This window comes from Xylanibacter caecicola (assembly GCF_013166515.1).
Taxonomy (GTDB): Bacteria; Bacteroidota; Bacteroidia; order Bacteroidales; family Bacteroidaceae; genus Prevotella; species Prevotella caecicola.
Genome location: NZ_JABKKJ010000016.1, coordinates 1 through 21,966, shown reverse-complemented (window position 1 = coordinate 21,966; position 21,966 = coordinate 1). Strand labels below are relative to the sequence as shown.

16 protein-coding genes, 1 tRNA gene and 1 pseudogene are annotated in these 21,966 nt (G+C 46.9%); 7 read left to right on the top strand and 11 right to left on the bottom strand.

The features are described 5' to 3' along the window. Positions 1 to 7 precede the first annotated feature (7 nt). Positions 8 to 475 (top strand): anaerobic ribonucleoside-triphosphate reductase activating protein, encoded by a 468-nt coding sequence (gene nrdG / locus HPS54_RS09330; protein WP_172345180.1) that lies wholly within the window; start codon positions 8 to 10, stop codon positions 473 to 475. Between the two features lie 93 nt (positions 476 to 568). Here nrdG and HPS54_RS09325 read toward each other — a convergent pair. The 8 genes from HPS54_RS09325 to HPS54_RS09290 all read right to left on the bottom strand — a co-directional run bounded on the left by HPS54_RS09325 (position 569) and on the right by HPS54_RS09290 (position 9,700). After that, a tRNA-Ser gene (locus tag HPS54_RS09325) sits at positions 569 to 656 on the bottom strand. Positions 657 to 710: 54 nt separating this feature from the next. Further along, entirely contained in the window at positions 711 to 1,295 is a 585-nt protein-coding gene (locus tag HPS54_RS09320; RefSeq protein WP_172345179.1) for an IMPACT family protein, read from the bottom strand. A 27-nt stretch (positions 1,296 to 1,322) separates the two neighbouring features. Further along, on the bottom strand, positions 1,323 to 2,570 hold the full coding sequence (locus tag HPS54_RS09315) for a DUF1015 domain-containing protein (RefSeq protein ID WP_172345178.1): 1,248 nt from the start codon (positions 2,568 to 2,570) through the stop codon (positions 1,323 to 1,325). 100 nt (positions 2,571 to 2,670) lie between these two features. After that, on the bottom strand, positions 2,671 to 4,029 hold the full coding sequence (locus HPS54_RS09310) for an L-rhamnose mutarotase (RefSeq protein WP_216653066.1): 1,359 nt from the start codon (positions 4,027 to 4,029) through the stop codon (positions 2,671 to 2,673). 487 nt (positions 4,030 to 4,516) lie between these two features. Continuing rightward, positions 4,517 to 5,434, bottom strand: a complete 918-nt coding sequence (locus HPS54_RS09305; RefSeq protein WP_172345177.1) for an NAD(P)-dependent oxidoreductase — start codon at positions 5,432 to 5,434, stop codon at positions 4,517 to 4,519. 85 nt (positions 5,435 to 5,519) lie between these two features. Continuing rightward, positions 5,520 to 6,593, bottom strand: coding sequence for a 3-phosphoserine/phosphohydroxythreonine transaminase (gene serC, locus HPS54_RS09300; RefSeq protein WP_172345176.1), 1,074 nt, complete (start codon positions 6,591 to 6,593; stop codon positions 5,520 to 5,522). Positions 6,594 to 6,715: 122 nt separating this feature from the next. Beyond that, positions 6,716 to 8,035 (bottom strand): DEAD/DEAH box helicase, encoded by a 1,320-nt coding sequence (locus tag HPS54_RS09295; RefSeq protein WP_172345175.1) that lies wholly within the window; start codon positions 8,033 to 8,035, stop codon positions 6,716 to 6,718. Positions 8,036 to 8,398: 363 nt separating this feature from the next. Next, positions 8,399 to 9,700 carry a DUF3078 domain-containing protein gene (locus HPS54_RS09290; protein ID WP_172345174.1) on the bottom strand — a complete coding sequence of 434 codons (1,302 nt, stop codon included), beginning with the start codon at positions 9,698 to 9,700 and terminating at the stop codon, positions 8,399 to 8,401. Positions 9,701 to 9,902: 202 nt separating this feature from the next. On the opposite strand from HPS54_RS09290, the gene HPS54_RS09285 reads away from it, so the two are divergent. The 6 genes from HPS54_RS09285 (at position 9,903) to HPS54_RS09260 (ending at position 19,911) form a co-directional block, all read left to right on the top strand. Then, positions 9,903 to 11,522, top strand: a complete 1,620-nt coding sequence (locus tag HPS54_RS09285; protein ID WP_172345173.1) for a CTP synthase — start codon at positions 9,903 to 9,905, stop codon at positions 11,520 to 11,522. Between the two features lie 52 nt (positions 11,523 to 11,574). Next, positions 11,575 to 13,461, top strand: coding sequence for a membrane protein insertase YidC (yidC, locus tag HPS54_RS09280; protein ID WP_172345172.1), 1,887 nt, complete (start codon positions 11,575 to 11,577; stop codon positions 13,459 to 13,461). A 114-nt stretch (positions 13,462 to 13,575) separates the two neighbouring features. Then, the gene (gene dpp5, locus HPS54_RS09275) at positions 13,576 to 15,717 is read left to right on the top strand and encodes a dipeptidyl-peptidase Dpp5 (RefSeq protein WP_253951981.1); all 2,142 of its coding nucleotides are present in this window, start codon (positions 13,576 to 13,578) and stop codon (positions 15,715 to 15,717) included. A gap of 43 nt (positions 15,718 to 15,760) precedes the next feature. After that, the gene (locus HPS54_RS09270) at positions 15,761 to 17,416 is read left to right on the top strand and encodes an MFS transporter (RefSeq protein ID WP_172345170.1); all 1,656 of its coding nucleotides are present in this window, start codon (positions 15,761 to 15,763) and stop codon (positions 17,414 to 17,416) included. Between the two features lie 270 nt (positions 17,417 to 17,686). Next, positions 17,687 to 18,934, top strand: a complete 1,248-nt coding sequence (locus HPS54_RS09265) for a phosphoglycerate kinase (protein ID WP_172345169.1) — start codon at positions 17,687 to 17,689, stop codon at positions 18,932 to 18,934. Between the two features lie 176 nt (positions 18,935 to 19,110). After that, positions 19,111 to 19,911: a DUF3298 and DUF4163 domain-containing protein gene (locus HPS54_RS09260; protein WP_172345168.1), complete on the top strand. Its 801-nt coding sequence runs from the start codon at positions 19,111 to 19,113 to the stop codon at positions 19,909 to 19,911. A gap of 162 nt (positions 19,912 to 20,073) precedes the next feature. On the opposite strand, the gene HPS54_RS09255 is transcribed toward HPS54_RS09260, so the two are convergent. The 3 genes and pseudogenes from HPS54_RS09255 to HPS54_RS13115 all read right to left on the bottom strand — a co-directional run. Further along, complete coding sequence (locus HPS54_RS09255; protein WP_172345167.1) at positions 20,074 to 20,448, bottom strand: RidA family protein; 375 nt, start codon at positions 20,446 to 20,448, stop codon at positions 20,074 to 20,076. 107 nt (positions 20,449 to 20,555) lie between these two features. Then, positions 20,556 to 21,749, bottom strand: coding sequence for a threonine ammonia-lyase (ilvA, locus tag HPS54_RS09250; protein WP_172345166.1), 1,194 nt, complete (start codon positions 21,747 to 21,749; stop codon positions 20,556 to 20,558). Positions 21,750 to 21,847: 98 nt separating this feature from the next. Further along, a pseudogene (locus tag HPS54_RS13115) lies at positions 21,848 to 21,966 on the bottom strand (IS30 family transposase); the annotation flags it as partial.

Genomic DNA, 21,966 nt, shown 5'->3' with positions numbered 1-21,966 from the left:
ATATATCATGTTGAAATATGTAAACACCGGTATCGTGTTTCAGGAGATACCGGATGAGGTGACATTATCTGTCAATATTTCAGGTTGTCCCTGCCATTGTCCGGGCTGTCACAGCAAGTATCTTTGGGAGGATACTGGAACATTGCTGACTACGGAAGAACTGGAGGACATAATAAACGGGTATGGTTCGGACATAACATGCGTGTGCTTTATGGGTGGCGATGCGGAACCGGAATATGTAAACATGCTCGCCGAATACCTGCATGGTTCTTATCCGAGGCTCAAGGTGGCATGGTATAGCGGCAGGGCGCGCATACCGGGCGTTGTAAGGAAAAACGATTTCGACTATATAAAGACAGGTCCTTACATAAAACATCTCGGCGGTCTGAAGAGTCCTGATACCAACCAGCGGCTTTACAAGCGTGTTGCCAATGACAGTTTTGCCGATATAACATCGCGTTTCTGGAGCAAATGAACAAATAGAACCGCACCGTTCCAAATGTTGAACGGTGCGGTTCTATTTTAAAATAAAATCCGATGACTATTCGTAATCATCGGATTTCCTTTGCGGAAGATGAGGGATTCAAACCCCCGATACCCGAAGAGGGTATACCGGATTTCGAGTCCAGCGCATTCGGTCACTCTGCCAATCTTCCTTTTATGTTGTCTAAAGACAGTGCAAAAGTAATATTTATTTTGAACAAATGCAATTATTCAAAGGATAATTTGTTTAATTTTTCTCTAAGAATTCCGGCTTCTGACTTTTTTATACCGAGGCTTATGGTGCATGTATTGTCAAATGTCTGCGATACGATGCGCGGCGACATCTCCTTCACAATTCTCATTACGGCATTCATCATTACGTATGGAAACGTGTATGTGATGACCTCTTCCACGGTTCGGCTAACTATTTCAGAAGCGGCAATTGCCTGCATGGCAGCCTCGCGGTATGCCACGATAAGTCCTCCGGTGCCGAGATTTACTCCGCCATAATAGCGTACGACCACTACAAGGATATCAGTCAGCTCGGCACTGTTTATCTGTCCCAATATGGGCTTCCCTGCCGTGCTGCTCGGTTCACCGTCGTCATTGGCACGAAACTCTGTCCTTTCCGGACCGAGCATGTAGGCATAGCACACGTGACGTGCATCATAATACTTCTTGCGATATTGCTGCAACAGTTCTTTTATCTCGTCCACAGTCTCTACATGGTGAGAAAAAGCGAGGAACTTACTACGCTTTTCCGTATAAGTTCCCTCGCCTGTATTTGCTATGGTCCTGTATTTGTCCTGCACTTTTTGATAAATTTTAGGTATCAGGATTTACCCTAATTCATGTATAACAAGTCCGGAACGCAGTTTCGGCTCAAACCAAGTAGCCTTTGGAGGCATAATCTTTCCACTGTCGGCAATGTCCATAATCTGTTTCATTGATACCGGATAAAGAGCCAGAGCCATGCGCATCTCACCGCTGTCAACACGCTTTTTCAACTCTTCAAGTCCGCGCAGTCCGCCCACAAAGTCGATGCGCTTGTCCGAGCGCAGGTCTTTAATTCCCAGAACTTCATCAAGTATAAGGCGGCTTGATATGTCCACGTCAAGCACGCCGATAGGGTCGGAGTTGTCGTATGTGCCGTCTTTGGCTGTAAGACAATACCATTTTCCGTCAAGATACATCGAGAATTCGTGCAGACGGCAGGGCTTGTATATGTCACATCCTTTTTCTTCTACGGTGAAGTTTTTCTCAAGTGCATTGATGAAGTCCTCATTTGACATGCCGTTCAGGTCTTTTATCACACGGTTATAATCAAGAATGGTGAGTTGCGATGCCTGGAAACACACAGCCATAAAGTAGTTGTATTCCTCTGTACCTGTGTGGTCGGGATTTTGTTTTGCTTTCTCAGCGCCTACCAATGCAGCTGCTGCGGAACGATGATGACCGTCGGCGATATACAGAGAAGGCATTTTTGCAAACTCATCTGTTATGACTTCGATGTCTTTTTCATTACTTATAATCCAGAACCGGTGGCGGAAACCGTCTATCGGGGCGATGAAGTCATATTCCGGCTCTGTGGCGGCATAGCGCATTATGAGGCTGTCTAAAACGCCGTTGTCAGGATATGCAAAGAACACCGGCTCTATGTTCGCATTGTTTACACGTACATGCTTCATGCGGTCTTCTTCCTTGTCGCGGCGTGTCAGCTCATGTTTCTTTATCGCTCCCGTCATGTAGTCGTCTACGTATGCACCCACCACAAGTCCGTACTGTGTCTTGCCATTCATAGTCTGGGCATATATATAATAATGCTCATTGTCATCTTGTACAAGCCATCCGTTCTCTTTGAACTCCCTGAAATTCTCGGCAGCTTTCTCATAGACCCTCGGGTCATATTCGCTTGTACCCGGTTCAAAGTCTATTTCAGGCTTGATTATGTGATAAAGACTCATTTCGTTGTCGCCGGCTTCGGCGCGTGCCTCTTCCGAGTTGAGTACGTCGTATGGTCGTGACTCTACTTTTTCCACCAATTCCTTTGGCGGTCTTATGCCCTTGAAAGGTTTTATTGTTGCCATGATAATTGTTTTTTATATGTTTTAACAGTTCCTGTTTTATTTGCAAACTTACGAAAAATATGCGTGAAAAACTAATAATGAAACATTAAATATCACCTTTTCATTCCGTATGGAACACCTCTTCCATGTCTGCCCACCATTCTCCTTCAGCGCGTGTTTCCAGCGGTTCCTGACACGGCATGCAGAATGTCCACCAGCGTTGTGTCTCGGGGTCGGCAGCCATTTTTGCCATGTCGGCGGCATAGTCGTCACCGATGTATTCGTAATAGCTGAACAGATATCCGTCCTTATAATATATGCTGTAGTTTCTAAGGTTACATTCGTGTATCATTTTAAGTACCGAGGGCCATACCGCGGCGTGCAACCGTTTGTATTCCTCCAGCTTTCCCGGTGCCACTTTTATAACGCTTCCGTAGCGTTTTGCCTCCCCTTTGACGGCACGGAACAGTGCCTCGACGTTTTCCATCCTCGTGTCCGGCAGTATTGCCTCATGGCTCGGTGATATTATAAGTCCCGTAGGGAACAGTTCCTTCAATTCTCTTATTTTGGCAGCGACCTCTTTCGGCGTGCCGTTTACCATGAGATGCTGTGCGTCCACGCCTCCGCAGAACGACACGCGCGAACCGAAATCCCTGTTCAACCGCTCCGGTTCCATGCGCGTGGCAAGTGCCTGTATAGGATGTATGGCGTCCACGCCCATCTCGATAAGGTCCGGAATGATGTCGTATATAGAGCCGCACGAGTGATGTATCACCTTAAGTCCGTAACGCTTTGCCTGCTCTATCAGGCGTCGTGTGCCCGGGAATACGAACTCGCGCAACTGCTCCGGACCCACCATAAGGTTCTGTTGGCTGCCGAAGTCGTTGCCTATCAGCACAGCGTGCAGCTTGCCTTGCGTTGCCTTGTAGAATATCTCGTTTGCACGGAGATAGAAGTCCGTGATCCTGTCTATCACAGCCTTGAACAAGTCGGGTGCTATGAACATTTTCACAAGTGCGTCTTCCATACCGAAAGCAGCGCACACATCCTGGAAATGTGCAGACCATACCACTCCCATAACAGCATATCCTTCCGGCACGTCTTCCACCACACGGCGGCATTCTTCCGGGTCTATGTACTTCTCGGGTTGCGGCCAGTCGAACAGGTCAACGGCAGAAGCGTCGGTGTAATCCTCGAAAAATCCCGGTGCCGTCAGCGTGCGTTCCTCGTTGGAACCGTCCGACTTGCGTTTTGCAAAGTCAAATGCCGCATATATGGCGTTGCTTGTCGGCGAGTGGTAGGGCATTTCCACCGGATAAATGTCATCATCGATACAGGCTTTCAACGTTTTCATATCGTTCACTCCAAAATGCTTGTACAATAAAGGTATTGCACCTGTGTCGGGTATGCCAAGCCATGATGCAGGCCGGTCTACGGGTCTGCGTTCGATCGTGGCATAAAATCTTTCAATGTGGTTCATAGTCGTTCGTTCTTTTAATATCTTGTTATCAAGATTACAAACTTATTGAAAATATATGTGAAACACAAATAAAAAGTAAAAAAATGTGATTATACCATGGATTTAACAAGTACATTTTACCTTCCTCCCGGTGTTTTGCTCGGCAGATTGTTTTCTGTGTTTTCGCATCATTCCGGACCTGATATTGAATGAAATATGTAAAACATTGTAAATCACGTAGATATGTCGTACATTCCGGTTGCCTGTCGTTTTGTTGCAATAACCCATAGCTTTACGCATCGTAACCCTATGCTTTAGGACCCGTAACCCATAGGGTTATTGTGGGTAAAGCATATTTCCGGACAATATATGATTTTACTTCATTGTTATTGTGGTATCAGATGTGTATATAAAAAACGAGAAACAGTAACATGTCCGCACTGTTACATGTGGCATGCTACTGTTTTCTGCTCCTTTTTGAGACTTATAATACCGATTCAATAGTATTTTACTTGTTCACCTGGAACTTGGTGCATCCGTCTTTGAAGAACGCGTTTATCTGCTTTGCGGCAGCTATGCCGGCATTGATGTTTGCCTCTGCTGTCTGCGCACCCATTTTCTTCGGAGTTGAGAAGTAGCGTCCTGCGAATTTTGTAAACTCGTCGTTTGCATCCGGCATGATGTCCGTAACGAACTTTATGTCCTCGCGTTCAGCCATCAGCTCCAGCAGTTCCGGCTCGTTGATGACTTCCTTGCGTGCCGTGTTTACGAGTATTCCGCCTTTCTTCATCTTGCCAACGAGAGCCTTGTCGATGCTCTGTTTTGTTTCGGGAGTGGCAGGTATGTGGAGTGAAACAACGTCGCATGTCTCGAAGAGAGCATCCTGTGATGATGCCGCATGAACACCGGCAGCCTCTATCACGTCGGCAGGGCAGAAAGCATCGTATGCGTAAACATCCATGCCGAAGCCCTTGGCGATGCGTGCCACGTTACGTCCTACATTGCCGAAAGCCAGTATGCCGAGTTTCTTTCCAAGCAGTTCGGTACCCGCCTTGCCATTGTAGAAATTGCGCACGGCATATACCAGCATTCCGAATACAAGCTCTGCCACGGCATTGGCGTTCTGTCCCGGTGTGTTCTCTGCCACCACGCCTTTAGCCTTTGCTGCTTCACAGTCGATGTTATCGTATCCGGCACCGGCACGGACTACAATCTTCAGCTGTTTGGCAGCTTCGAGTACCTCTGCGGTAACCTTGTCGCTGCGTATTATCAGTGCATCCGCGTCAGCCACGGCATCGAGCAACTGCTGCTTTTCCGTATATTTCTCAAGCAGGGCAAGTTCGTGTCCTGCACCTTCAACTTCTTTCCTTATACCTTCCACGGCTGCTGCTGCGAAAGGCTTCTCTGTTGCTACCAATACTTTCATAGTTAATTACGAGTGTTGAATTTTGAATTACGAATTATTCTCGCTTTACTGTGATGAACAGTCACGGATTATGTGTGTCGGGTTCTTAGTTCATCGCCTCGAATTCCTTCATACATGCCACGAGAGCCTCAACGCCCTCTATTGTCTGTGCATTGTAGCAGCTTGCGCGGAATCCGCCTACCGAGCGGTGACCCTTTATGCCGACCATTCCCCTGGATGTAGCGAACTCGAAGAAAGGCTTCTCCAGCTCTTTGTATTCGTCGTTCATAACAAAGCAGATGTTCATTACAGAGCGGTCTTCCTTTGCCACGGTGCCTTTGAACAACTTGTTGCGGTCAATCTCGTTGTATAATATTTCCGCACGCTGACGTGCCAGCTTGTCCATTGCTTCCACACCACCGTTCTTCTTTATCCAGCGCAGGGTTTCCAGTGCCGAGTATATGGGAACTACGGGCGGTGTGTTGAACATCGAGCCTTTTTCCACGTGAGTCTTGTAGTTGAGCATTGTAGGTATCTGGCGTACAGACTCCGCCTTGCCCAGTATCTCGTCTTTTACGATTACGAGCGTGACACCCGCCATTGCGAGGTTCTTCTGCGCGCCTGCGTATATCACGTCATATTTAGCCACGTCTATCGGACGGCTGAATATGTCAGACGACATGTCGGCTATCATGCGTACCGGAACGTCAAGTTCCTTGCGTATCTCGGTTCCGTAGATAGTGTTGTTTGTAGTTATGTGCAGATAGTCAACGTCTTCCGGACAGGTCCAGTCTTTAGGTATGAATGTGTAGTTGGCATCTGCCGATGAAGCAACCTCAATCACCTCTCCGAACAGTTTTGCCTCTTTCATAGCCTTTTTTGCCCATGTTCCGGTGTTCAGATATGCGGCTTTCTTTACGAGGAAGTTGTACGGAATCATGCAGAACTCAAGTGAAGCACCGCCGCCCAGGAAGATAACGGAATACCCTTCCGGTATGTTCAGAAGCTCCTTGATAAGAGCAACGGCCTCATCGACAACCGGTTGGAAATCCTTGGCTCTGTGGCTTATCTCTGCAAGAGACAGTCCGCTGCCGTTGAAGTCTAAAATCTGCTTGGCAGTATTCTCAATAACTTCGCGCGGAAGCATTGACGGACCTGCGTTAAAGTTGTATTTCTTCATCTTATTTGTTATTTAAAATATGAATATTCAGATGTTGTTTAAAGCATTGCGAAATTACTCTTTTTATCCGAGACGTACAAATAAATTTGGAACAAATGTAAAAAACAGGTGTCTATATGTTACTATTTGACAAGTTCGATTAACGTTTTTATACCTTTAATTTTCTCATTCCGCGTTTTCCTTATCACGGCTTCAGCTTTCTGCCGCTTTACCGCAACGTACGTATATCTCTCCTTTACGTCTATGCGTCCTATCTCGTTTCCCTTCAGTCCGCCCTTTTTGCAGAGAAAGCCCACGATGTCCATTTTCGATATCTTGTCCTTCTTGCCCTTACCTATATATAATGTAACCATTACGGGTTGTGCCGGTTGCGGAAGATATTCGGGCATGTCGTATGTCGCCGTTTCTTCTTTTATAAATTCCGGGAGCGTCTCTTCCGGTCCCTTTATCAGGAAGGTGCTTCCCTGCGCGTCCCACCGTGCCGTTCTTCCCACGCGGTGTACGAATGCCGTTTCTGTCTGTGGCAGATGATAGTGTATGATGTTCTCAACATCTGGAATGTCCAGTCCGCGCGATGCAATGTCCGTACATACCAGTATGTTGGCAGAGCCGTTGCTGAATTTATATAATGCGTCTTCGCGCTCTTTTTGCTCCATGCCGCCGTGGAATACGCTCAACGTAAATCCCTCGTCGCGCAGATAATTGCCCGTGCGCTCCACCGAGTCGCGGTAGTTCAGGAACACTATGCTGCTCTTCTCGCCAAGACTGCGCAGCAGTGCCGCCAGGGTGGCGAGCTTATCTTTTGCCGGACTGTTCACTATGTGCGTGTCCACGCGTTCGGATATGCCGTCGTCGCCGGTGCGGTTGTCTATCTTTATAAACTGCTGCATGTTGAGAAATCGCGGAAAGGCATCGGCCTCCGTTGCAGACAGAAGTATTCTGCGCTTCACAGCCGGCAGTCTGTTCACCAGTCGGTTCATCTCGTTTGCAAATCCCATTTCAAGACATTTGTCGAACTCATCGATTACAAAATACCTGATGTTGTCCGTCGTAAAGTTCTCTTTATCTATATGGTCGTTTGCACGTCCGGGTGTCGTGAATACTATTTGCGGGCGTTCCTGTCGCAGCATGCGGTGCTCGTCCATTGTTGGTCTGCCACCGTAGAGACATGCCGCCCTCAGTCCGCAGCCCATGCTTCTGAACACGTTGTACGATTGCAGGGCAAGTTCTCTGTTAGGAACCACCACGACAGCCTGTATCTCGTTGGTCTTTCCGTCTACAGCCTGTACGAGCGGCAGCAGATATGCAAGTGTCTTTCCGCTGCCCGTTGCAGACAGTATGAGCACGTCTTTTTCTGTGTTTGTTATGGCATCTGCCGCCCTGTTCTGCATGTCGTTGAGTTTTTCGACATGCAACTTCTTTAATATATCCTTAATATCCATAGTTTACGTAAATTGTTGCAACGGCAATGCAGCCCGAATACGGTCGGGTTTACTTGCGATTGTCGTGACGAATCTTGTCCTATGCAAAGTTAGTTTAAAATACTGAGAAAAGCCCCGAAAAAGTGAAAATGCTGTATTCTTATTTTCAATACACAACCTTTCGCGTTCTAAAAGGCGTCCTTTTGCACTCTGAAAAGCCACCTTTTAGAGCCTGAAAAGCCGCCTTTTGAAACGTAAAAGGTATCGGCTTGATTTACAATGTGTTACGTTTGGTGTAACTTTTTGCTGTTTCATACCGCTCCGGATGCGTTATGACATGCGGCGGACACTATACGGTAGAGTGCCCGGATATGTGGTATGATGTCAGAAAGAGAAGGCGAAACCTAAAGACGCATACTCCTTCAGCTGCCAGTAGCCATGGTCGTCGTCGCGCTTCACACCGTCGTCAAAACGCGGATATACGAAGATGTTGGACGATATGTATTTGCTTAGCTGGAACGATATGGTGTTTTCCCATTCAATCTCGGCACGTTCGTAGGTGGTGTAGGCATACAGACGTGTCTTCCATTTTATCATGTCGGAGAACTTCCAGGTGAGGTCTGCCGTCATTTCCGAACCGAAGTCGTTCTTTGTCCTTTTGCCCTCGTCAAGTCCGTATCGTGTTGCCAAGGCGTCGCGCCCCACATATCTGAAGTTGTATGCCAATGGTGCCAGTTGGATGTTTCCCGTCAGTTTCTTGTTGAAGGCGCTCACGTTGTAGTCCATACCGATAGAAACATTGATGTTGAGTGGCGAGAGAATGTCGGAATATACAAACTCGTCGTTGCTCTTGTAGCCCCTCATGAACTGTGTCGAGGCTATAAGCTGCAATGTATAGTACCATTTCTTCGTTGCCTGAAGACCCAGTTTGCCCGTGTATCTTATAAGGTCCTCGGATGTCTTGAAGCTGTGCAGACTGTCGCTGCGTGATGTCTGGAAACCGAGTTTCATCTCCAGTTTGTTGTCGAACTTCACCTTCTGCTTGTTGTTGTAGTTGGCTTGCAGCATGGCACTTGCCACCATGGAATAGTTGCTTTCGCCGCCCTTGTACCAGTTTCCCGACACATAGTTCTGCAAAAATTGCAGGTAGTAGTCGCCCGAGAATGTCCAGAAGTTCGGCTTGTATACAATCACTTCCACCGGCATCTCCGGTTTCTCGTCGGGCAGCGGTGCGGCTTCCTTCACATATTCCACCTTGTTGCGTATAGGTGCATTGATGTTCTCTTTCACCTTTCCAGCGTCGACTATCAGCTTCTCGCTGTTTTTCACGAGGTCGGGACGATGCAGATATACATTCAGCAATGCATTGTCTATCTCGCCTTCCATGTCGTTTGTATCTTTCTCCTGAATGTTCCCTAACCCCATTTTCCTTGCGGCAATGGAGTGATAGAATGTTGCCGGAGCGAAGATACGGAAGAAACGGGCGTCGGTTTCGGGATATTCGAGATTTTGGATACGCGCCGTGCTTGCAGAGTCTGACAGGTGTTTGTATAGGATTAGAGAGTCTGTATATGCCTTTACGATAAGCGTATCGGTCGTTGCCGATAACTTGCTTTTATCCGGTCTTGCACCTGCCGACAGGAAAAAAAGTGAAAAGGCGAAAACCAGAATGTATTTGATGTTCATCTGTTGCATGCCACTTTAAGTGTAATGTGTACAAGATGCAAAGTTAATACTATTTATTAAAATAAGCAATACGCTGTCAGCTATATTTTTACACCATATATAATATAGTGAAATAAGAAATGAATATTTTTGCGCGTTTCGTATTTTTTTGTAATTTTGCACCTTGTATTTATCGATAATTAACAATAAAAATCTTATAATTGTGGCAGAAACAAAGTATATCTTCGTCACCGGCGGTGTTGCGTCCTCACTTGGCAAGGGCATAATATCGTCATCAATAGGTAAGCTCCTTCAAGCAAGGGGATATAACATCACAATACAGAAATTCGACCCATACATCAACATCGATCCGGGAACGCTGAACCCTTATGAGCATGGAGAGTGTTATGTGACGGTGGACGGGCATGAGGCAGACCTCGACCTCGGACACTACGAGCGTTTTACGGGTATACAGACAACCAAGGCAAACAACATAACAACCGGACGCATATACAAGGCGGTGATAGACAAGGAGCGGCGCGGAGATTATCTCGGAAAGACAATACAGGTGATACCGCATATCACGGACGAGATAAAGCGTAATGTAAAGCTGCTGGGAAAGAAGAACAACTATGACTTTGTCATAACCGAGATAGGCGGAACGGTGGGCGACATAGAGAGTCTTCCGTACCTTGAGAGCATACGCCAGCTTAAATGGGAACTTGGCAGAAATGCTCTTTGCGTACACCTTACATATATACCATATCTCTCGGCTGCCGGCGAACTGAAAACGAAACCGACACAGCACTCCGTGAAAGAGCTGCAGAGCGTGGGCATACAGCCGGACATCCTCGTGTTGCGCACCGAGCATCCGGTTAACGACAATATACGAAAGAAAGTGGCGAACTTCTGCAACGTTGATTTTGATGCGGTGGTTCAGAGCGTAGACATGCCTACGATATACGAGGTGCCCGTGCGCATGCAGGAGCAGAAACTCGACGAGACGATACTGCGTAAAATGGGTGAACCGGTGGGCGAGTTGCCTACGCTCGGTCCGTGGCGCTCGTTCCTTGAGCGCAGACACAATGCTACGGAGGTCGTGAACATCGGTCTTGTGGGCAAGTATGACCTTCAGGATGCCTACAAGAGTATTCTTGAAAGCCTTTCACAGGCAGGAACATACAATGACTATAAGGTTAAGGCGACTTTCATAAACAGCGAGAAGATAACCGAGGAGAATGTTGCCGAAAAGCTGGCGGGAATGGACGGCGTAATGATCTGTCCTGGTTTCGGACAGCGCGGTATCGAGGGAAAGATTGTTGCCGCCCACTATACGCGTACACACGACATTCCCACTTTCGGTATATGTCTCGGCATGCAGATGATGGTTATAGAGTTTGCGCGTAACGTCCTTGGCTATGAGGATGCCAACAGCAGGGAAATGGATGAGACGACAAGCCATAACGTGATAGACATAATGGAGGATCAGAAGAATATAACGAACATGGGTGGAACCATGCGTCTCGGTGCATACGAGTGTGTGCTGCGTCAAGGTTCAAGAGTGTTCGACATATATAAAAAGGAGTTCATACAGGAGCGCCATCGTCACCGTTATGAATTCAACAACGACTTTGAGCAGGAGTACGAGCGTTTTGGCATGAAGTGTACCGGACGAAATCCCGAAAGCGACCTTGTGGAAATAGTGGAGATACCGGGACTTAAGTGGTATATCGGAACCCAGTTCCACCCGGAATATTCGAGTACTGTGCTTTATCCTCATCCCCTGTTCCTCGATTTCGTGAAGACCGCCATAGCATGCAAGAAAGACAAAAACTTGAAATAGTGCAATGAGGATACGGTTTTTCCGACTTGTTTAAACGTCAAAAAATAAAATAATGGATAAAAATACAATTATAGGCTTTGTGCTTATTGCCGCAGTACTCATAGGCTTCAGCTGGTATACACAGCCCTCTGCCGAGGAAGTGGCACAACAGCGCATGCAGGATTCTATAACGGCTGTGACCAGGGAAAAGGCTGCCGCACAGCGTGACATGGCGGATAAGGCACGGCGTAGTGCCGCTGCCATACAGGCAAAGGCTGACACTACGGCTGCTTTTTACAATGCAATGACAGGTACGGCACAGAATGTCGTGCTGAAAAGCTCAAAGCTTGAACTTACTCTCAGTACCAAGGGAGGAACCGTTGGCAAGGCTGTGATAAAGGATTTCAAAGACCGCAACGGTAACAAGGATGTCACACTGTTCGATGCCAATGACCAGTCGCTGAAATTCATGCTTGCAGGAAAAGACATGAATATCGTAACCGATGAACTGTATTTCACTCCGTCGGGAGTGACGGATACTACAGTGACGATGACGGCGGACGCCGGAAACGGAAAGTCGCTTGCCTTGACATACAGGCTCGGCAAGGACTACATGCTGCACGTTTCTATGAGAGTAACGGGCATGAACGGATTGTTTGCCCCCAACTGCAACAGTATGGATGTTGAGTGGACGGACAAGTGCCGCCAGCAGGAGAAAGGCTTCACGTTCGAGAACAGATATGCCACGCTTACATATCATATTGCCGAAGGCGGAACGGATTATCTCAGCGAGACAAGTAAAGTCACTGATGAGGAGATAGAGGATGTCATAGACTGGGTTGCTTTCAAGAACCAGTTCTTCAGTGCGGTGATGATAGCTGCCAACGACCTCGGAGCCAATGCCAAGATGACAAGCATTCCTCTGGAGAAAGGTTCGGGATATCTTAAACAGTATGGGGCAAAGATGAAAACGTTCTTCGACCCAACCGGAAAGCAGCCTACAGAACTGGAGTTCTATTACGGACCCAATGACTTCCGTCTGTTGCAGCGTGTGGAGGAGGAGAGTACTTTCGGCAAGGACCTCGAGTTGCAGCGTCTTGTATATCTGGGTTGGCCCTTGTTCCGTATCATCAACCGCTGGTTCACGCTTTATGTGTTTGACTGGCTTACGGGCTTCAACATCAATATGGGTATAGTACTTATACTTATAACCATGTTGCTGAAGTTTATCACATTCCCGCTTGTAAAGAAAAGTTATATGTCGTCTGCCAAGATGCGTGTGCTTAAACCCAAACTCGATGAAGCGACAAAGCAGTATGACAAGCCTGAAGATCAGATGCAGAAACAGCAGGCGATGATGGCGATGTATTCAAAATACGGTGTCAGTCCGTTGAGCGGATGTCTTCCAATGCTGATACAGATGCCTATCTGGATTGCTATGTTCAACTTTGTGCCCAATGCCATACAGTTGCGCGGAGAGAGTTTCTTATGGATTTCCGATCTCTCTACATACGACCCTATATTGGAGTGGGACACGAATATATGGCTTATCGGCGACCACCTGAGTCTTACATGTATATTGTTCTGTCTTTCAAATGTGCTGTATTCTATGATGACAATGCGTCAGCAGCGTGACCAGATGGTGGGACAGCAGGCGGAACAGATGAAGATGATGCAATGGATGATGTATCTCATGCCCGTCATGTTCTTCTTCATGTTCAACGACTATTCGGCAGGTCTTAACTTCTACTATTTTGTATCCTTGTTCTTCAGTGCCGCGATAATGTGGACGTTGCGCAAGACTACAAATGATGAAAAACTGCTTGCAATGCTTGAAAAACGTTACAAGGAAAATCAGAGCAACCCCAAGAAGATGAGCGGATTGGCGGCACGTCTGGAGGCAATGCAGAAGCAGGCGGAAGAGCTTAAGAAACAGAGAGAACAGCGTTTTAACAAATAACATTCATAGGGATGTGCCGGACAGTGAAACCGCATGTTGGCTTCACAGTCCGGCACAGTCTCTTATTTATTACCTTAATATATGAACATAACAAGAACTTTATTCGCAACCGTTATGGCACTGACATTATCGGCAGGTAGCGCAGGTGCGCAGGATAATACCGTAAACATAGGTAAAAGCAATATACGGCTTGCGAGCGACCGTATGACACCCGAGGCTTTGTGGGCTATGGGGCGTATCGCTTCGGCAGAGGCGTCACCAGACGGCAAGCAGATAGTTTATCAGGTGGGCTATTACAGCGTAAAGGAGAACAAGAGTCATCAGGTTATATGTATAATCAATTCCAACGGAAAGAACAACCGCCGGCTGACAACCGTTGCGGCAAGTGAGACCGACCCGACGTGGATAAACGGTGGAAAGAACATCGCCTATCTGTATAAAGGACAGATATGGATGATGAATCCGGACGGTACGGAGCGCCGCCAGCTGACAAAATCGGCTGCGGACATAGAAGGATTCAAGTTCTCTCCGGACGGAAAGAAGGTGATATTGATAAAGTCTATGCCGTTCAACGAGATTATAAAGAAAAATCCCGACGACCTTCCCAAGGCTACAGGACGTGTTGTTACCGACCTGATGTATCGCCATTGGGATCATTATGTGGAGAGCATACAGCACCCGTTTGTTGCAGATGTGACGGCGGAGGGGATAGTAAACGGTGAGGATATTCTGGCAGGAGAACCGTTCGAGTGCCCCATGGAACCGTTTGGAGGCATTGAGCAGTTGGCGTGGAGCACTGACTCAAAGGCTGTGGCATATACATGTCGCAAGAAGACGGGGCGAGACTATGCCGTTTCCACCGACTCGGATATATACCTATATAATATAGAGAGCCGCAAAACGGTGAACCTTTGCAAGCCGGCTGACTATAAAAATGTGGAGGTTGACGCCACGCACACGATGAAAGACCAGAAGGTGAACAGTGCGGAGAACCTTAAGAACAATCCCGGATATGACACAAATCCGCAGTTCTCGCCCGACGGCAGGTATGTGGCATGGCAGAGCATGGCGCGCGACGGATATGAGGCAGACCGCAATCGTCTGTGTGTATACGAACTGGCAACGGGAAAGAAAGTGTATGTTACGGAGAGTTTCGACTCTAACGTCGATGCGTTCTGCTGGAATGCCGACTCCGAGACATTGTCGTTTATCGGTGTATGGCACGGACATGTGAATATGTATAAGACAAATCTTGACGGTGATGTGAGACAACTTACCAACGACTGGGCGGACTTTGTTTCCATCGCACCGGCAAACGACGGCGGCAAGCTGCTTGCATTGCGTCAGAGTATGTCGGCACCTACCGACATATATATCGTTACTCCCGGCAAGGATGTGAAGAAAACGGCTGTAAGAAGAATTACGGAAGAGAACAAACATATTCTCGACCAGCTCACGCTCGGCAAGGTGCAGGAGCGCTGGGTGAAGACAACGGACGGTAAGGACATGCTTTGCTGGATAATGTTGCCTGCCGGATTTGACGAGACAAAGAAATATCCTACGCTGCTTTTCTGTGAGGGAGGTCCTCAAAGTCCTGTCAGCCAGTTCTGGAGTTACCGTTGGAATTTTCAGATAATGGCGGCAAACGGATATGTGATAGTGGCTCCCAACCGTCGCGGACTGCCCGGTTTTGGCAGTGAATGGAACGAGCAGATAAGCGGCGATTGGACCGGACAGTGCATGAAAGACTATCTTTCGGCAATAGATGATGCCTGTGCAAACCTGCCGTTTGTAGACAAGGACCGTCTTGGTGCGGTAGGTGCAAGTTTCGGAGGGTTCAGCGTTTACTATCTTGCCGGGCATCATGACAAGCGTTTCAAGTGCTTCATCTCTCACGACGGTGCGTTCAACCTCGAGTCGATGTATACCGATACAGAGGAAGCATGGTTCAGCAACTGGGAATATGACGATGCCTATTGGAACAAGAAAAAAACAGCCGGGGCAGTGAAGACATACGACAACTCGCCGCATAAGTTTGTATACAAGTGGGACACACCTATACTCTGTATACATGGCGAGAAAGACTATCGCATAAACTACAACCAGGGTATGGGTGCGTTCAATGCTGCAAGGATGAAGGGAATACCTGCCGAACTGCTCATATTCCCCGATGAGAATCATTGGGTTCTTAAGCCGCAGAACGGAATATTGTGGCAGCGCACGTTCTTCAACTGGCTTGACAGGTGGCTTAAGTGATTTGTAATTGATAATTTATAATTAATAATTTATAATTGGAACAATGACTGAAAAAGTAAACAAAACACTCAGAGATTCGGCTGCAATGCGTTGGATGGTGCTGCTGTTCATGGCATTTGCAATGTTCTGCTCGTATATCTTCATGGATATACTCTCGCCGATTAAGGACCTTATGCAGTCTACACGCGGATGGGACTCCACCGCTTTCGGAACAATGCAGGGCTCTGAGACATTTCTCAACGTGTTCGTGTTCTTCCTTATCTTTGCCGGAATTATTCTCGACAAGATGGGAGTTCGTTTCACGGCAGTGCTTTCGGGAGCCGTTATGCTCGTCGGAGCAACAATCAACTGGTATGCCGTTACCGAGGCTTTTATGGGCAGCGGCATAGAGACATGGTTCAACAACAACCTTAACTACATTCCCGTTTTCGATGAGTTGGGCATTTCTCCGTTCTATTACGGTATGCCTGCCTCGGCAAAGTTTGCGGCAGTGGGCTTTATGATATTCGGCTGTGGCTGCGAGATGGCGGGCATAACAGTGTCGCGCGGTATCGTAAAGTGGTTCAAGGGGCGTGAAATGGCACTGGCTATGGGTTCAGAAATGGCTCTTGCCCGTCTTGGTGTTGCCACTTGTATGATATTCTCGCCCGTCTTCGCCCGTCTCGGCGGCGATATCGACGTCTCGCGTTCCGTTGCCTTCGGTGTTGTCCTTCTGATGATTGCCCTTATCATGTTCATCGTTTATTTCTTTATGGATAAGAAGCTCGATGCACAGACCGGTGAGGCGGAAGAGAAAGACGACCCGTTCAAGATAAGCGATCTTGGGAAGATACTTACAAGTAGCGGCTTCTGGCTCGTGGCACTTCTCTGCGTGTTGTACTACTCTGCTATATTCCCGTTCCAGAAGTATGCCGTAAACATGCTTCAGTGTAACCTCACGTTTGAGGGCTTGGACGAGAATTCGTTCTGGGCAACCAACACGGTTACGATAATACAGTATTGCATCATGCTCGTTGTGGCTGCCGCAGCCTTTGCAAGCAATTTCTCGAAGACAAAGAACATGAAGAACGGTCTTCTTGTACTTGCCGTTGCCGCTCTCGTGGTGTTCTGCTACATGGGATATATGCGTCAGAGTGCGGAAACAATCTTCGCTGTGTTCCCTCTGCTTGCCGTTGGTATCACACCGATACTCGGTAACTATGTGGATCATAAGGGAAAGGCTGCCACCATGCTCATCATGGGTTCGTTGCTTCTGATAGCGTGCCACCTCACATTTGCCTTCATTCTTCCGATGTTCAAGGGAAATGCCGTTGGAGGTATCATCGTGGCTTATGTCACTATATTGGTTCTTGGCGCCAGCTTCTCGCTTGTTCCGGCATCGCTGTGGCCCAGCGTTCCGAAACTTGTAGACCAGAAAATCATAGGTAGTGCATACGCTCTCATCTTCTGGATACAGAATATAGGTCTGTGGCTGTTCCCGCTTCTTATCGGCAAGGTGCTCGACAAGACCAATCCGCAGCTTGTTGAAGACTTGAAGAACGGAGTGATAACTCCCGAACAGGCTGCCGTTTCATACGATTATACCGCGCCTCTTGTAATGCTTGCATGTCTTGGTGTAGCTGCCCTTGTGCTCGGTTTTGTGCTGAAGATGGTAGACAAGAAAAAAGGTTATGGCTTGGAAAAACCCAATATAGGGTAATAGTAAGTTGTATATACATCGGGAGGTTGTGCCGGAACTCTGGCACAACCTCCTATTTTTATGTTGAACAATAATTCGTTTCTTTTGTGTAAGCAAATCCTTAATGGCAGTGTTGTCCTTATATGGATTTGTCACCCCGATATTGCATTTACTATGTTTACATGTCAAAAATAATAAAATAATCGTTGAGCATAAGGCTTTTGTCTGCAAAAAGTCGTAACTTTGCTTTGTTTTGACAGAGGTATTAACACTTTTAAAATAAAAAGAAAAATGAAAATCGACCAATTTAACTTTGCCGGCAAGAAGGCAATTGTGCGTGTAGACTTTAATGTTCCATTGGATGAAAATGGAAATGTAACTGACGATACCCGTATCCGTGGTGCTCTTCCTACGCTGAAGAAAATTTTGAGCGACGGCGGTAGTGTCATAATGATGAGCCACATGGGCAAGCCGAAAGGCAAGGTTAATCCTAAGATGTCTTTAAGTCAGATTGTATCAAAGGTGTCTGAACATCTTGGTGTTGAGGTTAAGTTTGCTCCCGACTGTGCCAACGCAGACAAAGAGGCTGCCGAACTTAAGGCAGGAGAGGCTCTGCTGCTTGAGAACCTTCGCTTCTATCCGGAGGAAGAGGGCAAGCCTGTAGGTGTAGAGAAAGGTACTCCCGAGTATGATGAGGCTAAGGAGGCAATGAAGAAGAGCCAGAAGGAATTTGCAAAGAAACTCGCTTCTTATGCAGACTGCTATGTGATGGACGCATTCGGTACGGCTCACCGCAAGCATGCTTCGACAGCTGTTATCGACGCATATTTCGATGCAGACAGCCGCATGCTGGGTTATCTTATGGAAAAAGAGGTTACTGCTGTAGACAACGTTCTCAACAACATCAAGCGTCCGTTTACGGCTATCATGGGCGGTTCTAAGGTTTCTACCAAGATAGGTATTATAGAGAACCTGCTCGGTAAGGTGGACAACCTTATTCTATGTGGCGGTATGACATATACCTTTGCAAAGGCACAGGGCGGAAAGATTGGAAAGTCTCTTTGTGAGAACGACAAGCTTGATCTGGCTCTCGACATAATAAAGAAGGCGAAGGAAAACGGTGTGAACCTTGTTCTCGGCGTAGACTGTATCGCAGCAGACGATTTCTCTAACGATGCAAATACACAGGTTTGCGATGCAAACAATATTCCCGACGAGCTTGAGGGTATGGATGCCGGTCCCAAGACACGTGAGCTTTTCAAAGAGGCAATCAAAGATGCCAAGACAATTCTTTGGAACGGTCCTGCCGGAGTATTCGAGTTTGACAACTTCACAGGAGGTTCAAAGGCTATTGCCGATGCCATTGCGGAAGCTACTGCAAACGGTGCATTCTCTCTTATCGGCGGTGGCGACTCTGTTGCATGTATCAACAAGTTCGGCATGGCAGACAAAGTGTCTTATATCTCTACAGGTGGCGGTGCCTTGCTTGAAGCAATAGAGGGCAAAGTACTTCCCGGTGTAGCTGCTATTGAGGGATAGTTTTTTGAGGTTATAAGGTGTGAGGTTTTAAGGTGATAAGTCTTGGTCTTTAAGGTTTTTAATATCTTTAAGGACTTTAAAGTCTTTAAAGACCACATCTGAAACCTCACATCTTATAAACTTAATAATCTTATAACCTCACACCTAATAACCTTAGAATCTTAAACCTTACATCTATGCCAAAAAGACTTATTCCGATAATCGTTGCCATAATATCATTGACAACATTTGTTTCTTCTTTTGCCTCATGTTCGGAACATAAAAAGAATGGCGGAACGCTTATCACGGACAGTATCGGTTTTGAAAAGAAAGACAAGTTTGTAGAATGCCGTATTATCGCTGATATGCCGGTGGATGACGGCGATGTGCTATGTAATATTGTCAGAGAGTTTATCAGTGATGAGTTAGGCGGATCATATACTGGCGGCTATGCCGACATGGACTCGTTGCTATCCTTTTATGGAAGGACGAAGTATGATGAGATGTATGATGCGGCAAAAGAAGCAGGCAGTCCGTATAGTGTTCCTTATTCATACGATGCAAGCATACGGAAGGTCTACGAGACAGGGAAACTTGTTACATATCAGACTGTCATATCCGAGTATTGGGGCGGTGCACATCCTTTGACTGTATCAACAGCCGTTACATTCAGAAAGAGCGACGGCAGGCGTTTCGGCAAAGAAATCTTTAATGCAAGTTTCAATGAGAAGTCGTCCGATATATTATCGGACGGTTTGAAGAAATACTTTGAGGTGAAGACCGATAAAGAACTGAAGTCATGTCTTCTCGGCATGGAGAACTTTATCATTATTCCCATGCCGCAAAATCCTCCTTATTTCACCAAAGACGGTATCGTTCTCTCTTACGGTCAATATGAGATTGCCCCATATGCGGCAGGTATGCCCGCCGTACTTATACCGTATGATGAAGCAAAGAGTCTGCTCAAGGTCTCGGCACGGGAGATGATAGAGCGGTAATAAGTAGATAGGAGAAGATAGAAGAAAATAGAAAGTAGATAGTAGAAGATAAGGGAAGATAAAAGGAGATAAAGGACAATTGTCTTATGCCAAGCGGTAGGACATACGTCTTCTATCTCCTTTTATCTTCCCTTATCTTCTACTATTTACTTATTATAGAATTCACTTCGCCGCTATACATTCAACTTCTACCAGTACATTCTTGGGCAGAGTCTTTACAGCTACAGCTGAGCGGGCAGGGTAGGGCTCTTTGAAGAATGTGGCATATACCTCGTTCATTGCTGCAAAGTCGCTCATGTCCGCCATGAACACAGTTGTCTTTATAACGTTGGCAAGTGTCAAACCGGCTTCTTCCATTATCTTTGATGCATTGGTAAGAGCCTGTCGTGTCTGTTCTTTGATACCGCCTTCAACGATGTTTCCTGTCGAAGGGTCTATTGGTATCTGACCGGAAGCAAATACAAAGCCGTTTACTTCGATTGCCTGGCTGTAAGGACCTATTGCAGCCGGAGCGTTGTTTGTGTGTATTGATTTCATCGTTTATATGTTTTAATTGGTTGTTTATCTTATTATAAGTATTTGATTGACGCCCCGTTTTCATGCACTGACCATGCAATATCCTTGTGGGGAGCCTTTCCCGATTGTCATATCAGCTTGAATCCTTTTCTTCTCAGTTCGTCGTTGATATGCTTTACATGCTCGTCATCCCTTGTCTCGCATACAATGCGCAGTATGCAGGCATTTATCTTCTCGCTGTCACCGTTGCGCTCATGACGCACGCTTGTGATATTTCCGCCGCATCCGGCTATGACAGACGCCACCTCTACGAGGTTGCCCGGCTGGTCGTCAAGCTCGACATTTATCACGCTTACACGTCCGCTCTTTGCCAGTCCGCGCTTTATTACGCGGTGGAGTATCGTCACATCGATATTTCCGCCGCTGACAACGCATATCGTCTTTTTGCCTTTTACCGGAACCTTGTTGTACATTACGGCTGCAACGCTCGCGGCTCCCGCTCCTTCGGCAACGACCTTTTCCTTTTCGAGCAGGTGGAGTATCGCGCCGCATATCTCGTCTTCGGTGACGGTAACGATACCGTCAACATATTTGCTGCATATATCGTATGTAAGCGTGCCCGGTTCTTTTACGGCTATTCCGTCGGCAATTGTAGATACATACGGCAGAATTTCACGCTTGTGTGTTTCAAGACTGCGTACCATGCTTGCGGCACCGGCAGCCTGAACACCGTAAACCTTGACATTGGGATTGAGCGATTTTACTGCAAATGCAATACCGCTGATAAGTCCGCCGCCGCCGACAGACACCACTATCGCCTCGACATCGGGCAGCTGGTCGAGAAGTTCAAGTCCTATCGTGCCCTGTCCGGCAATGACATTCTCGTCGTCGAACGGATGTATGAACGTATATCCTTTCTCTTCTTTCAGTTGTATTGCCCTCTTGTACGCATCGTCATACACTCCCGGCACGAGACATATCTCCGCGCCATAGCTGCGTGTTGCCTCAACCTTGCTCATGGGAGCGCCTTCGGGCAGGCAGATGAGCGCCTTTATTCCGTGCGCCGCAGCACCCAGTGCCACGCCTTGCGCATGGTTTCCTGCCGAGCAGGCAATGACACCTTTAGCCTTTTCCTCGTCCGTAAGCTGTGAAATCTTGTAGTATGCCCCGCGTATCTTGAACGAACCTGTGTTCTGCAGGTTCTCGGGCTTAAGATATACGTCGCATTCCGGATTTATTTTTACGGCATGTACAAGGTCTGTCTTGTGTATGGCACTCTTCAATACATATCGTGCCTTATAGAAATTGTCCAAGTTTAACATAGCATCATGTTTTTTAGTTTACACAAAAGTACGTAAAATATTTAAAATCCGTATGCTTTATTGTATTATTTTAATGTGGGTCGGGCTAAATGGTAGTTTCAACTGGCAAGTGCAAAATTAATGATTTGTTTGAAGAATTCTTCTTTCGGGGTTGAGAAATTTAGTTTCTTTCTCGGTCTGAGGTTCAATTTCTTTCCCACTTTCTTGATATAGTTGT

Coding starts and splice junctions, on each gene's coding strand:
- ilvA (WP_172345166.1), bottom strand. CDS start 21,749: ATGTTAAACTTGGACAATTTCTATAAGGCACGATATGTATTGAAGAGT.
- dpp5 (WP_253951981.1), top strand. CDS start 13,576: ATGGCACTGACATTATCGGCAGGTAGCGCAGGTGCGCAGGATAATACC.
- serC (WP_172345176.1), bottom strand. CDS start 6,593: ATGAAGAAATACAACTTTAACGCAGGTCCGTCAATGCTTCCGCGCGAA.
- yidC (WP_172345172.1), top strand. CDS start 11,575: ATGGATAAAAATACAATTATAGGCTTTGTGCTTATTGCCGCAGTACTC.
- HPS54_RS09295 (WP_172345175.1), bottom strand. CDS start 8,035: ATGGATATTAAGGATATATTAAAGAAGTTGCATGTCGAAAAACTCAAC.
- HPS54_RS09260 (WP_172345168.1), top strand. CDS start 19,111: ATGCCAAAAAGACTTATTCCGATAATCGTTGCCATAATATCATTGACA.
- HPS54_RS09290 (WP_172345174.1), bottom strand. CDS start 9,700: ATGAACATCAAATACATTCTGGTTTTCGCCTTTTCACTTTTTTTCCTG.
- HPS54_RS09315 (WP_172345178.1), bottom strand. CDS start 2,570: ATGGCAACAATAAAACCTTTCAAGGGCATAAGACCGCCAAAGGAATTG.
- HPS54_RS09305 (WP_172345177.1), bottom strand. CDS start 5,434: ATGAAAGTATTGGTAGCAACAGAGAAGCCTTTCGCAGCAGCAGCCGTG.
- HPS54_RS09255 (WP_172345167.1), bottom strand. CDS start 20,448: ATGAAATCAATACACACAAACAACGCTCCGGCTGCAATAGGTCCTTAC.
- HPS54_RS09310 (WP_216653066.1), bottom strand. CDS start 4,029: ATGAACCACATTGAAAGATTTTATGCCACGATCGAACGCAGACCCGTA.
- HPS54_RS09270 (WP_172345170.1), top strand. CDS start 15,761: ATGACTGAAAAAGTAAACAAAACACTCAGAGATTCGGCTGCAATGCGT.
- nrdG (WP_172345180.1), top strand. CDS start 8: ATGTTGAAATATGTAAACACCGGTATCGTGTTTCAGGAGATACCGGAT.
- HPS54_RS09265 (WP_172345169.1), top strand. CDS start 17,687: ATGAAAATCGACCAATTTAACTTTGCCGGCAAGAAGGCAATTGTGCGT.